Source organism: Rubinisphaera margarita (assembly GCF_022267515.1).
GTDB classification, from domain to species: domain Bacteria; phylum Planctomycetota; class Planctomycetia; order Planctomycetales; family Planctomycetaceae; genus Rubinisphaera; species Rubinisphaera margarita.
The window spans coordinates 340,073-353,724 of the sequence record NZ_JAKFGB010000005.1 but is presented as its reverse complement, the minus strand read 5'-3'; the positions used below and the strand labels follow the sequence as shown (position 1 = coordinate 353,724).

Annotated in this window: 14 protein-coding genes and 1 pseudogene; 2 read left to right on the top strand and 13 right to left on the bottom strand. The window is 51.0% G+C overall.

What is annotated here, in order from left to right:
• Window positions 1-6 precede the first annotated feature (6 nt).
• Window positions 7-366, bottom strand: coding sequence for a GNAT family N-acetyltransferase (locus L1A08_RS22925; RefSeq protein WP_390896838.1), 360 nt, complete (start codon window positions 364-366; stop codon window positions 7-9).
• A gap of 148 nt (window positions 367-514) precedes the next feature.
• Window positions 515-1,942 (bottom strand): asparagine synthase-related protein, encoded by a 1,428-nt coding sequence (locus L1A08_RS02370; protein ID WP_238753768.1) that lies wholly within the window; start codon window positions 1,940-1,942, stop codon window positions 515-517.
• 951 nt (window positions 1,943-2,893) lie between these two features.
• On the opposite strand from L1A08_RS02370, the gene L1A08_RS02365 reads away from it, so the two are divergent.
• Entirely contained in the window at window positions 2,894-3,133 is a 240-nt protein-coding gene (locus tag L1A08_RS02365) for a hypothetical protein (RefSeq protein ID WP_238753766.1), read from the top strand.
• Window positions 3,134-3,160: 27 nt separating this feature from the next.
• Here the strand turns inward: L1A08_RS02365 and L1A08_RS02360 are convergent, their stop codons facing one another.
• The 4 genes from L1A08_RS02360 to L1A08_RS22920 all read right to left on the bottom strand — a co-directional run bounded on the left by L1A08_RS02360 (window position 3,161) and on the right by L1A08_RS22920 (window position 8,284).
• Window positions 3,161-4,264: a DNA methyltransferase gene (locus L1A08_RS02360; protein ID WP_238753764.1), complete on the bottom strand. Its 1,104-nt coding sequence runs from the start codon at window positions 4,262-4,264 to the stop codon at window positions 3,161-3,163.
• Complete coding sequence (locus L1A08_RS02355) at window positions 4,264-5,613, bottom strand: DNA double-strand break repair nuclease NurA (protein WP_238753761.1); 1,350 nt, start codon at window positions 5,611-5,613, stop codon at window positions 4,264-4,266. Before L1A08_RS02355 ends, L1A08_RS02360 begins: the two co-directional genes overlap by 1 nt.
• Before the next feature lie 8 nt (window positions 5,614-5,621).
• On the bottom strand, window positions 5,622-7,733 hold the full coding sequence (locus L1A08_RS02350) for an ATP-binding protein (protein ID WP_238753759.1): 2,112 nt from the start codon (window positions 7,731-7,733) through the stop codon (window positions 5,622-5,624).
• 257 nt (window positions 7,734-7,990) lie between these two features.
• Entirely contained in the window at window positions 7,991-8,284 is a 294-nt protein-coding gene (locus tag L1A08_RS22920) for a tyrosine-type recombinase/integrase (RefSeq protein ID WP_390896834.1), read from the bottom strand.
• Between the two features lie 517 nt (window positions 8,285-8,801).
• Here L1A08_RS22920 and L1A08_RS23115 point away from each other — a divergent pair.
• Window positions 8,802-9,524 carry a hypothetical protein gene (locus tag L1A08_RS23115; RefSeq protein ID WP_238753757.1) on the top strand — a complete coding sequence of 241 codons (723 nt, stop codon included), beginning with the start codon at window positions 8,802-8,804 and terminating at the stop codon, window positions 9,522-9,524.
• 8 nt (window positions 9,525-9,532) lie between these two features.
• On the opposite strand, the pseudogene L1A08_RS23110 reads toward L1A08_RS23115, so the two are convergent.
• The 7 genes and pseudogenes from L1A08_RS23110 to L1A08_RS02315 all read right to left on the bottom strand — a co-directional run.
• Window positions 9,533-9,742, bottom strand: a pseudogene (locus L1A08_RS23110) (transposase); the annotation flags it as partial.
• Window positions 9,743-9,973: 231 nt separating this feature from the next.
• The gene (locus tag L1A08_RS02340; RefSeq protein ID WP_238753755.1) at window positions 9,974-10,585 is read right to left on the bottom strand and encodes a hypothetical protein; all 612 of its coding nucleotides are present in this window, start codon (window positions 10,583-10,585) and stop codon (window positions 9,974-9,976) included.
• The gene (locus L1A08_RS02335) at window positions 10,578-10,850 is read right to left on the bottom strand and encodes a hypothetical protein (protein ID WP_238753753.1); all 273 of its coding nucleotides are present in this window, start codon (window positions 10,848-10,850) and stop codon (window positions 10,578-10,580) included. The genes L1A08_RS02340 and L1A08_RS02335 overlap by 8 nt, the downstream gene beginning before the upstream one ends.
• Window positions 10,851-11,034: 184 nt before the next feature.
• On the bottom strand, window positions 11,035-11,466 hold the full coding sequence (locus L1A08_RS02330) for a transposase (RefSeq protein WP_238753751.1): 432 nt from the start codon (window positions 11,464-11,466) through the stop codon (window positions 11,035-11,037).
• Window positions 11,467-12,016: 550 nt separating this feature from the next.
• On the bottom strand, window positions 12,017-12,556 hold the full coding sequence (locus L1A08_RS02325; protein WP_238753743.1) for a hypothetical protein: 540 nt from the start codon (window positions 12,554-12,556) through the stop codon (window positions 12,017-12,019).
• Complete coding sequence (locus L1A08_RS02320) at window positions 12,553-13,053, bottom strand: hypothetical protein (protein ID WP_238753741.1); 501 nt, start codon at window positions 13,051-13,053, stop codon at window positions 12,553-12,555. Before L1A08_RS02320 ends, L1A08_RS02325 begins: the two co-directional genes overlap by 4 nt.
• Before the next feature lie 24 nt (window positions 13,054-13,077).
• Window positions 13,078-13,428 carry a hypothetical protein gene (locus L1A08_RS02315; protein ID WP_238753739.1) on the bottom strand — a complete coding sequence of 117 codons (351 nt, stop codon included), beginning with the start codon at window positions 13,426-13,428 and terminating at the stop codon, window positions 13,078-13,080.
• Window positions 13,429-13,652 lie beyond the last annotated feature (224 nt).

The following is a 13,652-nucleotide window of genomic DNA, read 5'->3' as shown; positions in this document are numbered from 1 at the left end:
TAAACCTCAGTCGTAAAGACTCCATACATGCAAGTCATTCTCCCACCCTACTCCCTGCCAAAACAGACATGCCAGTTCGGAATCCGCTGGGCTCTCCGCCCGGCATGACATCACATTCCTTGCTAGGAGCCATCGCGTGGCCGCGACCACTAGTCCTTTACCAATGTGGTTTCGCCTGAAGTCGGGAGAAACAAACAGCGCATCCACCAGGCCGCTTGATCCCGCCATATGAGCCCTGCTGTGAACGCATGCAGTAACATATCCAACTAAGCCTTCAGAACCGTTCGCTACGAGGCAAATTTCGACCTCCGACTGCGTCATTCGCTCTAGCATCGATCGCATCGAATCACTAGGCTCTTCAGGCATTGGCGCCTGTTCATTGGGCAGCTGCTCAACAAACGGCACAGCTACACCTGGCCCCCACCTATCGAAAGAGATCGGCGGTCCATGACTCTCCACCGCATTCATACCCATCAGCAATAAAACGCAATTGATATCTCTAGGTTCAATTGGCCTAATTAGAATCTTCACCAGCGCCTCCCACATACCCAACATCGGGAGCTCTTGATTCGGCCGGCACTCCCCCTGCCCTAATCGCACCATTTATCCAGTGATGTAACGAATAAATGAGCCTGGGCACTCGGCAATCCTCAAAGTACTCTTGATGCGACAGTCGCTGAATAACCCCAAGATCCGCGAGCAACCCCCCGTTATCCGGGAAAACACTTTGCCAATACCTGCGAAGCGCGTTTCCATATCCCTGCTTGTAGAACGGCAGCATCTTGAATGGATAAGGTCGCAATAATTCTTTGGCAACAAGTATCTTGTGGCGCTGATAAGGTGTCAGTCCCGCACTAGAGTACCGTTGGTGCAGTGGCAGCCTCATCGCAAATTCGACAAAACTTTCATTAAGGAACGGCGTCAGCAACGGGATGCTTCCAGCGGGTGTGATAGCGTCAATCGGATACAACCCGTCCCATGCTTCAGCATCTGCCCAATCTGAATAGCTAGGAAATCGCTTAAATCGTTCTAAAAGCCACTGAAGAGACCATTCCTTCACGTGACACATATACTTGTCTGTCAAGACTGGACTTGGCGCAAGATTACAAATTGCGGGCCAGCTCAACGATTGATAGTACTTGAATGACTTTCGATGAGAAAACACTCGCGACAGCACTGACAGACATTCTCCCGCCGCAAAAAGAGGGCCGAAGTAACGAAGCGAGTCATACCAGTAATAGAAGATATCCCTACATCGAAAATCGCGCAACAAACGACCCGTCAAGAATCTTGTCGCCATAAACAGTTCATCTGAGCCTGTTCCAGTCAGAATTGCTTCCGCACCCTGCTGCTGCGCAAAATCGCTCATTTGCCAATTATAGCGGGGCATTGCGTCGGTTCGTGGGCCAGCGGGATCCCAATCAGGTTCCTTAAGTGAGACAGGACACCCAGATAAAACCTTCAACGGCCGAGCTATGTTCATTGCATCGAGCAATCTCGCTGCAGTGCGTGCCGAATTTCCACCGACGTCGTCATCTAGACACGTGACAGCAACGAGCAGTTCGCGATCTGAACACTCTAGATCAGCATGATACAAGGCAGCGAGCGAATCGAGTCCCCCAGAAAAAGAGACGAGCACGCGCTCTTTATCGACAAGGCATTCGCGCACACTGGATCTAAACCGGTCGAAGAGCTCACTCGAGAGGGTCGCGACACCGGAAGCACGAGGCTCGGGTCGCAATCTTTTGACGCCTACCCAAGGGCACTCAGGGGCGAATTCGCCTTCCAACGACGGAGCAGAAAAATACAGTGCCAACCTGCGAAGAGAGAACTGAGGCGGAGAAGGGATGAGATCTAAAGGATTATAAGATCTCGTCCCTTCCGCATTCTCAAACAACGGCGCCGCAAATGGCGAAACGTGGATAGCCTCAGATGGCCCCATCTTACGCTCTTTTACTTAGGTGGATCGCTGCTGCTCTGCTTCACCCAATGCATTCTCAACCGAGCGAGCGTTGTGCGCAATCGAAGCAACCTGTGACGAGAGCTTCTCGCCACTGCTCCCCACTCGCCCTTGCGCCTTCAACAAAGCCTGTTCAGCCTCCGTGCCGAAAACAAGATTGCCACCGCATCCTTTCGATCCAGTCCCGTGCGTTCCATCCCCAGGAGAGCTTTTGTGAGCCATGATCTTGTTCCTTTAGAAATGGTGGTAGTGACTTCCCTACGAAGAGTGTACTGCACAACCAACCACCATTCAAGCGTATAGATATCTTTTTATTCCGCGATCGACTTCTCGTATTACCCGTGGGCTAAATTCCACCATCCGATGATTGTGGTATTGCAACGTTCGACACCACAACGCTCTTGCGGGACACCACCTTCTGTCCTGAACGAAACGGGGACTGAATGACGGTAGATCCACGAGAGAAAATGGCTCGAAGGTCTGCTGTTCACCAACGCTCATTCGCTCCCTCTGGGCTTGCAGATCCGCAGTGCTTCTCCGCATGATGTCAATCTGTTCGAACCATTGCTCCGAGGCTTGCTCCGCTGGGTGATGCGAGCCCGGCGGTACATTTACGACACAGCCGCCGACTCCAGGCGTTCCTTGGAGTTGCTCTCTTCATACATCGAATCGCTTTTCAACGCAGTGATCTCAACTTCGAATCCTATCGATTCAGCATTGTTCGGCAATCTCCCCTCCGGCTTCAACATGATTTCTCTGAACTGAGTATGCGCGCTCGGTCGCAGCTACGCAGCGGCACGGAAATGTGCCGACTTGGAAAATCGGAGAGAATCCGAAAGGTTCGGGTAATCACCAAGGAATAACGGCCCCGCCACGATTTCTTGGATCTATCCATCTGGCTTCCCGAAGCGTATTGACTTCGCAGTGCGGTATTTGGCCAATGGCTCGGTTTTTTGGTTGCAGGTCACACACGGCTTCGTCATCGGTCCATTCCCGGAATGGGGCACTTTCGATATCAACGAGATACGCAACATCCGGCGTGCCCTCAACCTGCCGGTCATTCGATCCCTCCCGACCTTTGAAAATCGACAAGAGTTGATTGCAACACAGCGTCGCATCAATTTCGATTCGGCTTTTTTGTTGTGTTGTGCAAACAACAGCGAAAGAACATGACAGTTTCACGCACAACGGCGAAAGCACTCACTGAAGCACAATGTCAGTCTCACCGTTCTTCGGTGCCGAATGGATGAACAAGTCCGTCTGAGTTTTTTCCGGTGAAGGGCTATGATATTCTTTCAACTTCTTGTCCGGGAATGTTTCGCTCAGCACTTCGCATGTGATTGACCGAGTGAGTTCGCGACTATCGGTACGTACATAAACGACTGCATCCCCAGCCAACAACTCTTTGGATTTCGTGAAAACCAGTTTGAGCAATTCGCGGTACTTGGCTCGATCCGTGAATTTGCCGCGTCGAGAGTCAACTTGTGCCCCCGGCCTTTCTGGACCGCCGAGCAACCAGAGACGAAGCCACTGGTCATAGTGATAGTTGGTTACACCACAGTAAGGCGGTGAAGTGAAGAGCAGTTGTGCATTGCCCGGCCCATAAGCTTTCAAACTCTGTTGAACGTATGGTAGTCGCGTCACGCTGTCACCTAGGTACACTTCGCTGCTGGCAACATCCGGCGTTCCTTTGGCGTATCGCCAGTCAAGCTTCTTGGACATGAAATCAACTGGGTCAAGCTCCGGTGGTTTCTTATCATTTTCCTTCCACCAACGAATGGCATAGGGTGGAGACATCGACTTTGTTTGCCGCATTTGATTGGACAACGAATCCGTACGTTTGCCGTGCAAGTGAATCAGCAATAGGGCCATTAGCGTCCAATCGGTGCGGGACTGACGCCAGTTCAACCATGCGCGTGCGGTGAGAAGAAAGGCACGCACTTCAAGCGTGTAACACCGCTTAAAGAAGGTCGGCAACTTCTTTGCGGCACGACGGTAGTAATGTGCGTTCGTGCCTATTTCTTCGAGCCTTGTGAGCACGTCCTTCTTTTGTGCCGGACGAAGTTTTGCACGCGTGTAGACCCACCCAACGGGGTTGATTTCGATTCCTACGCCGTGGCGGTTGTTAATTGCCGCGCTGTAGAGACCAGTTCCCCGTCCAGCAAAAGGATCGAGGATGACATCTCCTTCGTCTGTATGGTTCAACACGACTTGTTCCGCGAAGGTTGTTGGGAACATCGCATAGTACGGGCCAACACCCGACCATCGTCCTTCAGCCGTACTAAATCGAGAGACCTCTTCCATCACCGATCTCCCATCAGCGCTTGCGCAAGACGCTTTAGAACCTTGGCGCCAAGGTGTAGAGGAATCGCGGCATGGGAGTGCGCTGCGATCAATGGTGAAACCGCGTTCTCGTAGCGCGAGGAGACCAACTTATCCAAGAGTGCGCAAATCGTCGGGAACTGCGGATACAAGCCGATGTCGTCAGAGTCCAATGTGTCTTGATCATCATTCAGGAACGGCATGCTTGCGACAATCCGCGCACCGCTTTGAGATTTGTAAAAGAACTTCCGTCCAAAGTACGTATCTTCTCCGTATCGTTTGTCGCTCTCAGAGTAAGCGATTCGTTCTTTGATGTAGCTGTCGGTCAGCAAGAGATAGGATCGATTTGGAAAGCGAGCTTCACCCGGATTCTCCGTTTGATCGATCTCGTCGAAATGTGTTACGAAATTGCCGGTTTTCTCGATGCCCAAGATCAAGAGATCACTTCCCGTTTTGTCATGGACAATCTTATTCAGCCTCTTCAACTCTGAGCTGATTGCAGCGCTGAGCCACGCAGGCGGACCGAACTGTGCGAGAGGACCATCCAGAAAGAACGCCAGCCGTCCAACATGATCCAGAATCCCCTGCTGCTCAAAACAACGAAGTATGTGGATCAGCAAGACTCGCTCCCACACCTGCATCACGAGGCCGAATGCTTCGCCGTTTGTGCCCACGTCACGGAAACGTTCGTGGATGCGGAGCGCGTCCGTCGAAAAGATCGGCTTCTTGCAGCTGGGACATTGCGTGCAACCGTTCGGGATCGCAAATGACTCGTCACAACCGTCGGATTCGGAGTAGGGACACGATTGTGTTTTTGATTTCGGCTTGTAAGCCAAGAGTGCCTCAAACGTTGACAACAGGCGAATCCGTTGATCGTCATCAAGGATCACATCGTGGAACACTTCGTACAACTCTTGTCGAAACGACTCTTGAGCGCCCGATTGATTGATCGTAATTACATTCGAGCCTGGCAGTGCAGAGTCGATTGTGCTCGCCTGTTCGGTCTTACGGAACTCTTTCGGATCGACGGGACGTGCTTCATCTAATTCGCTGACTCCAGCGAGATCGAGCAGCACGCTCGCAACGGTGACATATCCAACCTTCGCTCCCGGGTAGCCTGTCTTTACGTCGACTTCCTGATAGCTACCGTCAATTGCCAAAACGAAAGCTGGTAGATCGGTAACCGCGTCCGGTGCAGGCTCTGCTTCCAGCACGGACTGCTTCTGTTGGGCGTTGGCAACTTTTGACCGATTGAGTAGCTTCTGTACTCGCTCGGTATCAGCGATTCTGCGAATAGATCGGTATCCGGCAAATTCTCCTTCGTAGGGCATGGGCTCTCCTATTCCGCAGTTGAGTCGATCTGGAAACGTTCAACTTGTACGGGAACAACGAACGGATTGGAAAGCGTCTTTACGCGAAGAAACCCTTTGTCCTGAGCCCGGAGAATGCTCCCCTCAAAGTCGGCGAAGTCGTAGAATTTTCGGAGTTCCCGAGTCTCGTCTGTGTTGTTCAGGTGGCCGATGAACCAGTTCGAGGTGTTTCGCAGAATGTTCTTCTGGATTGAGCTGACTTCCTGCGTCGCGTACACCAAGCCAATGTTGTACTTCGCGCCTTCTTTCGCGGTGCGAACCCACATGTCTTGAGTGTCAAGTTCCGTAGCTGGCGGGAGGATGTTGTGAGCCTCTTCGACGTAAACAAGAATTTGCGGTGGCGTTTCTGCACTTCGAAACTGAGTCTGGTTCTCCTCGAATATTCGTGTGATGACGCGATCTGCGGCAGATTTATTGAGTTCTGGATTCCCGCTCGACTGATCTACGATCACTAACTTTCCGGCAGCCAAAGCCGTGTAAATATCTTCCGCGTAGTCGGAACTTGTCGTATGGGTGTGTTGTTCTTCAACACGCCCTACAGATCGCGATCCGTTCGGATAGGCGAACATCTCCAAAATCTTCTTCAGGTCGTCGTCAGCCCACGATCCAGAAGAGCTGCTTTGAACGTAGGTTTGATCGAATTGTGCGTAACCGGACGAATTGTCAGCAATGAAGTCTCGCAGAATCCCACATGCTTGAGCGATTTCCGCCCAAGAAGGAGATGATTTGCGGAGGATGGTGGCACATGTAGCATAGTCATTTGCCTTGTCGCTTTGGCTGTTTTCCATTGCTTCAAGGAGTTCCTTCTTGAACATTCCTTTGATTTGAGGCTTGACGTTGCTGGGCGGGTCGAAACCAGCCTTGTATAGCAAAGCTCGATGGCAAAGGACGCGTCGCTTGAACCGTGTGGATGCCGAGCGGTCATTGGCATCTGGTGGATCAAAGACGACATCACGATAATTGGAAATATACTTGGTATTGTCGCCAGCCAGTGCGCTGTTGATTATTGACTTGCCAATCTGAAGGTTGTCATCGAGATAAAAATTCAACAGCATTAAATGTCGATCTGGGTCATTTGGGTGCGGCGTTATTCCGAACGTTTCGACATCATTCTTTAACTCACTGTGCTGCTCGGATGGCCCGCAAGCCCATACATTCTTGATCGCCGCAGGTGCAAGGTTATTGGATGCATCTTGGACGTTTTCATTTGCGTACTCACCATTCGGATCGAAAACGAGTTGACCGATTCGTAGTGGATCGTCCTCCCAACGCAGTGCAAAGATTGATTTCAGCATGATCTTGGTCGTGTTGGATTTTCCTGTCCGCGTCATTCCGAAAAGGGCTGTCTTTTGACCAAGCAAATCGGTTGGCGTAATTCCGAAAGTCACATCACCAATCTTTTGGAAAGGGCGATGTGTGGAGGCGTATCGAATCGTGCCAATGTTTACCAACTTCGGCTTCTCATCCTCTGGATCGGAATCGCGATAATTCACGATTCGCTCTAAAACTTCCGCCTTTGGTTTGAATACTTTCAATCCCTGGTTCGGGTAATAGTTGCTGATGTCTGAGCCGAAAGCTAATGCGAATCGGTTGTCCGCCTCGTCACCCAGGTCACTTATGTAGAAAGTCCCGACAACCCGGCAACGAACGCCTGCGTAACTCAGGATATGTGCCGTCGTCGGGTCCATCACATCGCGATGGTCCCAGTTCTTGGTAAGTTCACCGCTGACTTGTTGAGCGGTTTCCACCCTGACTCGCAACGCCTCTGCGGAATTTGGAAGCTCAGCGTGGTCAAGAACTCGAAGCAGGATGACTGAAGAGTCTTCCTGCCGCGGGTCGACCTGATTGGTCGGCATTATGCGGGAAGCTATCAGGAATGAGAGCGCGGGAATGCCACCCACAGACTTGCGGTGGAAATCATGAACCTGCACTAATGCCGAGTCGTAGCTCAACGAAAACACTTCGCCTACGTAGGCGTCCGGATCGATGAATCTGCCCAGACTCTGGCCAGCGTTCTGCAACTCTTCAGTGAGCGGAGACTCTTGTAGCTGATTCCCCAGTGTATCGACGAAATTGCTCACCCGACTTACCTCGCGGAATTGTGTGTGTGTGTGTGTGTGGCGGGATAAGCAAGTAAGTGTAGCAGACGACAGGTTTTGTGTGAATTCAACGAGCCGCTTATTGGTTCAGTTGAAAACGTGGCCCTGCTCAAGGTGCCTCGGTATTACCCGCATTTTTTACATGGGTTTGTGGTATGGTTGGGACAGTGGTAATGAACGGATAATGAAGTGGGAACGCGAGATACGGCGATGAGAGGGAGTAAAGTGTGATCCACTGCTCAACGCTCAACCTTCATCGCTTGGCTTCGAAGAAGCTCAGGGTTCTTCGTGAGGTGGCTGTAGACGCGTGAAACCATCGTCGTATCTTTATGGCCCATCAGACAGGCAACCGAAATCGGATCATTGCCTCCTTTCATCGATGCATCCGTCGCCCAGGAATGTCGAGCACCATATGCAATGACCCTAAAGCCCAGCTTCTCGAAAATACGCCTCAGGCTGCAAACGATCGCATCTTTCGTCGACGGCCGACCGCGTCCGTTTCGGAAGATTGCCTTTCGTTGTCGAGTTGACATTCATAGACTCTTGCCAGCGTGTCACATGAATTGCCCGCACCCTATTTTTTTGTCGCTCTGACCGCGCTCCTGCGAACATTCAATTTGACAAGGTGTCCAGAACCTCTCGACCAGCAAATCAGTGCACGAAATAATGCACGAAATAATGCACGATATGTGCACGAAATCGGCTGATCAAAAGGAATTCATGGAAGCACAAAAGCGGGTATTCCGCTTGAAAAACCGTGTTTTCCAAGACATTGGCCTACGTTTACACCGAAGATGTCGGGGGTTCGAGTCCCTCATCGCCCACTCGGAAAAGCTAGACTTTTTCGCATCAGCTCCGAAGCATTGTTTTGTCCATGCACGAAATAATGCACGAAAAGGAGCTCACTCATGGCACGACCTGCCAAGCCATTTTTCCGGAAGCAGACCCAAGGTTGGTACTGCTCGCTTTCTGGAAAGCAGTTCTCTCTCGGCAAAGACTAACAACTCGCGTTTCGGACGGCCCTCTCTTCCGGAATGAGCGAGGCGAACCGTGGACGAAGAACGCCATTGTGCTGCGTCTACGGAGGATTTCCGACAAGTCGGTTTTCGAGTCACTGCCTATGATGCTCGCCATTCCTGGGCGACTGAAGCCCTCATGAGCGGAGGCGTCGACCCGATTTCGGTCGCACTGCTGATGGGGCACAAAGACACCACTATGGTTTCAAGGGTGTCCAGCCATTTGGCAAAAACTCCTGAGTTTTTGCGACAACAGGCAAGGAAAGCGAGTGAAAAAACTAACTCGCTGATCGTATCAACGTTGATCACGGGATTTGCGTCGGCGGGCGTGCTTTTCGTTTCTCGGTCGCCGGTAGGTGGCAATGAGACGAGGACCGTAAAGCCTGACCCGACGCTGCAGACGCCTGGAGTCGGCGGCCGTGTCGTAGACAAATCGCCGGGCTCGCATCACCCAGTGGAGCGAGCCTCGGAGCAATGGTTCGATCAGATTGACATCATGCGGAGAAGCACTGTCGACCTGCAGACCCAGCGGCAGACCATGAGCATCGGTGAGCAGTATGGCCTTCGAGCCTTTGCTACTCTTGGTTTTGCCAACCTTCAGGCCCCTTTTTTCGCAGGACAAAATGTGGCGTCACCCAGGAGCGTTGTCGTATCGAGCCCGTCGATCTGCCGGCACAACTCCAGAATCGACGTCCATGCCAGGAGAAAGGCACCGGACTCAGTCCAATGTTTGAACCGTCTCCAGCAGGTTGTGTAAGAAGGATAATGGGGTGGTAAATCTTTCCAGCGGGCTCCGGTGGTCAGCGCCCAGAGAATCCCTTCAAAGCACAGGCGATTCTCTCGTTCCGGCCGGCCTCCTTTGATGGAAACGGGCTGATTGGGAAAGAAATCTTCAATGAGAAACCAGCAGTCATCGCTGAGAAACGCGGTCAAATCCGTCCTGGATCCTGCCTGGGGACAGGATCGTGGTAACATGTGCAAAACTCCTTTCTGCCGGAGCGAGATGCACACGCCGTGCCCGTTCGATGTTCACTGAGAACGGGTTATGAAACTGGCTCTAGTTTCGTAGCCGCTTATAGCTTTCTCGGCAGTCTCGATACTCGTTATCGCAGAATCCCTTTCCCGACGAAGTGATCTTTCGAATATACGGCAAACGCTCCATTTGCCATACAATACAGATGGCAAACACATCGTGAGTGAATTTCGTCACCATTCAACCACATCAGCCCCTTTCGACCAAGCGGTCCAGACCCCATTTCTTCGCACACTCTTCTTGAGAGGCCGACTAAACAACGAAGGCAATTTGTCCGGATGGCAATCGACACACTGGGCTTCCCACCGCTCATTGACTCCAAAACGAGAAGGAATCTTAGACAAATCGATAGCAATAGATGAAGAAGCGTCACCTTCCCTAGCAATCATAAACACGAGCCCATCCAGCACCGATTCATTTTCCGAATACTTAAACGAAGCAACACTATAGCATTTTTCATACCACAGATAAAGCAACTCGTCGACCCTACTCCTATTCTCGAAGATCCTGAACGACGTAAATTCTCCTGTGGAAGTTTCGTCACAAGAGTGATCAAGGTGTATTCCCTGCGTGGTGAGCGTGTAGCCATCGCGATCCACTGAAATTTGCCCAAGTGCAAGTTCGTGAAGCGATCCAATTATGGAAACACTGATACGTCGGCTTGAAGTTTCAATAGGATTTCTCAACAACGGTATCCATTGGCCGAGGCGCTTACGTTTCCGAATTATATGGATTTCTTCTGGCGTGAGTAGAAAGGTTCGAACCATATTGGTTTCTTTAGTCATTTCTCTCTCCTTTATGCACGATTTCGTGCGCAAAAGCAGATAGCCCACCGTCCACATCATCTAAATTTACGGCTTCTTTTCCAGTCCGCCTCCACAATACCATTGCACCGTCGGGAGCTATAATAAATGTCTCGTGCTGCTCTTGTTTGGTAATAACACGAATATCTGCGTCCGAAAGAATGAGGAGTCCAGATGTATGGGTGTGCGCAATTGCCTTTGACCCAAGAGGTGGAGTAACCTTACGAACCTCACCAATACGTAACATCTTCGTCCCATCCGGTAGAAGAAACAACCCCACTTCTCTGTTTAGCGAAGCCGTCAACTCCGCCATTTTCACTCGCAGATCTGCTAGGTTCTTGGATCTCTTGAAGTCGGTCTTTCCGAACCAGTTAAATTGCACTTTCGTCAGAATGTGGCTTAATAATAGCCTAGTAGAACTAGAACCAGTTTCACAACCGCTTCAGGATAGTGAACAGACAGGCGAGTTGCCAGAAGCCTTCAAACAGGTGAGCGTGGTATTCCCAGCGGACGTTCAGCCTGCGGTAATGGCTCAGCCAGGCAAATGTCCGTTCGATTCGGTAGCGAAGATCGTAGAAGCGTTGGTCACGGGAGTTGAGTCGGCGAGCGTGCTTCTCGTTTCTCCGTCGCCGGTAGGTAGCAATGAGGCGAGGTCCGTAGAGCCAGACCCGACGCCGCAGACGAGCGGAATCGGCGGCCGTGTCGTAGACGAACCGTCGGGCTCGAATCACCCAGCGGAGCGAGTCTTGGAGCAATCGTTCGATCAGATTGACATCATGCGGAGAAGCACTGTGGGACTGCAGGCCCACCGGCTGACCATGAGCATCGGTGAGCAGCATGACGTTGGAGCCTTTGCCGCTCATGGTTTTGCCAACCTTCAGGCCCCTTTTTTCGCAGCACAAAATGTGGCGTCACCCAAGAGAGTTGTATCGAGTCCCTCGATCTGGCGACACAACTCCAGAATCGACGTCCACGCCGGGAGAAGGCACCTAACTCGGTCCATTGTTTGAACCGTCTCCAGCAGGTTGTGTAACAAAAATAATGAGATAGCAAATCTTTCCAGCGGGCTCCGGTGGCCAGCACCTAGAGAAACCCTTCAAAACACTGGAGATTGTCCCGTTCCGGCCGACCGCATTTGACGGAGACGGGCTGATTGGGGAAGAAACCTTCATCACTGAGAAACGGGGTCGAATCCATCCAGGATCCTGCTTGGGAACAGAACCCTGGCAATATGTGTAAACGTCTTTCTGTCGGGGTGAAATGGACGTGCCGTACCCGTTCGATGCTCACTGCGAACAGGTTCTGAAACTGTTCAAGGCTTAGGAATCAGTTGTGCCGGAAATCGGAATCGAGTCGATAACCTAAGGAAGAATTGACATCGTTCGTACGTCAAAAAGGAGAGCCAGTACGTTATTAAGCCTGCCGATACTCATTCATCAGGACGAACACGTCATCGAACATGGGATCGTCCAGATCGCCATCCCAAAAGCAGGCGAAGTGGCCCCGCCGGAGCCAGTCACACCACACTCGGAAGAAGGTTCCCGACGCTACGTCAGTGAACACGTCGGCGAGCAATCCATGTCGCAGGCGAAAGATGAATTCATCGGATACACTCTTCGTGTGGAGAGACATCGGAATCGAACTGCGGATTTTCTTTCGAAATGCCGGTTCCCATTGGAGGTCGAAGGCAACGAAAACGCCGCCAATTTCTTCGGTCGTAAAATTACATTTTCGGCTCAAGTCCTGAGAAAATCGTTCGGCAATCGTCCGAGACGCATTTTGCTCGCTTTGTTGACCAAAGGCATGAATCGCTTCGCCAATCCCGGATACTAGATCGGATTTCGCGTCTTCTGGGATTTCGTGCGAGTGTGCAAACCATTTCACTGAAAGCAGGATTTGTGCGAATCGGGGTAAATCAGTTCCGATTATGTCTGGCATGATTTTCCTATTCAAATTACGACAAACTGACCTTCTTCAGTATCCCCGTCCCAATAGCAAGCAAAGTGACCGTCGATCAGAATGTCGCACCAATTGGTGTAAAACGTTGGCATGGGAAACTCGCTGAATTCCACACAGCATGTCCCGAGGACAATTTGCCAGTTAAATCCATCGCAGCTTGACTTGAACATCCTTCGCGGACAGATGTCGGCTTGAGTTAGCTTTTGTTGCACCAGAGTCTCAACGACCGGCCTAATTGCATTGACACAATCACCCCACTCAAGAACCAGACGTGAGCCCAAATCTTTATTCTTCCCTTTAGTGATTGGCCTCCTCATGAACTGGCACATCTCTTCAAAATCTTGGCTATTAAATAGATCAAAAGCATGGCCATACGAAGCTACAACAATATCATCAATAAATCGGCCTTCATGCGTAACTGGTAGTTCGACATTTGAGAACCAAGTAGCCTGTCTAATACGTTCTATGAAATGCCTAGTTCTTTCCTTCATGGCTTAGTAAATCTTTCGGATAGATTAAAAAGGACGCTTGACAATACCCGCAACTCTTCCCTTAGGATCAATCACACTATCCATCGTATATCCATAGTGTAACTGTTCTGCGATAACGAGATTCATAACGTAACCGAGCTCCTCGGCTTTTACGCCAATTTTCTCCATGGCGGCATTGAGTGCGTTGTTGTATTCTCGCACAGTCATTTCGTGGCCGTATCGATCTCCACCTTTTCGGTATCGATCGTACAGATCATTCTCAAGAATGTCATGAACGGTATTGTGCTGAGTGCCCGAGGTTGCTGCGTTCCCTCCCAGTATGATCGAAATTGCCTCTTTCTTTGGGATATTGTCGAATGTTGCAGATTGATTCAAGTGATGTCGTTGGTTCCCTCTGGAATAGAGAGATGCCTCCAACCCAATGCGTTGAGTCAACTTTTTCGCCGAGCGAAAGCTGTCATATTTCCCCAGTAGCCATCGACCAACCAGTGTTGAAGCGACCCCTCCCCCGCTACCGGCTAATGCGAACCCAGCGTTTGCGTATGTTGTTCCTGCAGCTGGGTCATTATTGTGATTGGCATGCTCCCCAAAATCTGATC

Coding starts and splice junctions, on each gene's coding strand:
- L1A08_RS02360 (WP_238753764.1), bottom strand. CDS start 4,264: ATGGAAGAGGTCTCTCGATTTAGTACGGCTGAAGGACGATGGTCGGGT.
- L1A08_RS02370 (WP_238753768.1), bottom strand. CDS start 1,942: ATGGGGCCATCTGAGGCTATCCACGTTTCGCCATTTGCGGCGCCGTTG.
- L1A08_RS22925 (WP_390896838.1), bottom strand. CDS start 366: ATGCCTGAAGAGCCTAGTGATTCGATGCGATCGATGCTAGAGCGAATG.
- L1A08_RS02355 (WP_238753761.1), bottom strand. CDS start 5,613: ATGCCCTACGAAGGAGAATTTGCCGGATACCGATCTATTCGCAGAATC.
- L1A08_RS02320 (WP_238753741.1), bottom strand. CDS start 13,053: ATGAAGGAAAGAACTAGGCATTTCATAGAACGTATTAGACAGGCTACT.
- L1A08_RS02335 (WP_238753753.1), bottom strand. CDS start 10,850: ATGTTACGTATTGGTGAGGTTCGTAAGGTTACTCCACCTCTTGGGTCA.
- L1A08_RS02340 (WP_238753755.1), bottom strand. CDS start 10,585: ATGACTAAAGAAACCAATATGGTTCGAACCTTTCTACTCACGCCAGAA.
- L1A08_RS02330 (WP_238753751.1), bottom strand. CDS start 11,466: ATGAGCGGCAAAGGCTCCAACGTCATGCTGCTCACCGATGCTCATGGT.
- L1A08_RS22920 (WP_390896834.1), bottom strand. CDS start 8,284: ATGTCAACTCGACAACGAAAGGCAATCTTCCGAAACGGACGCGGTCGG.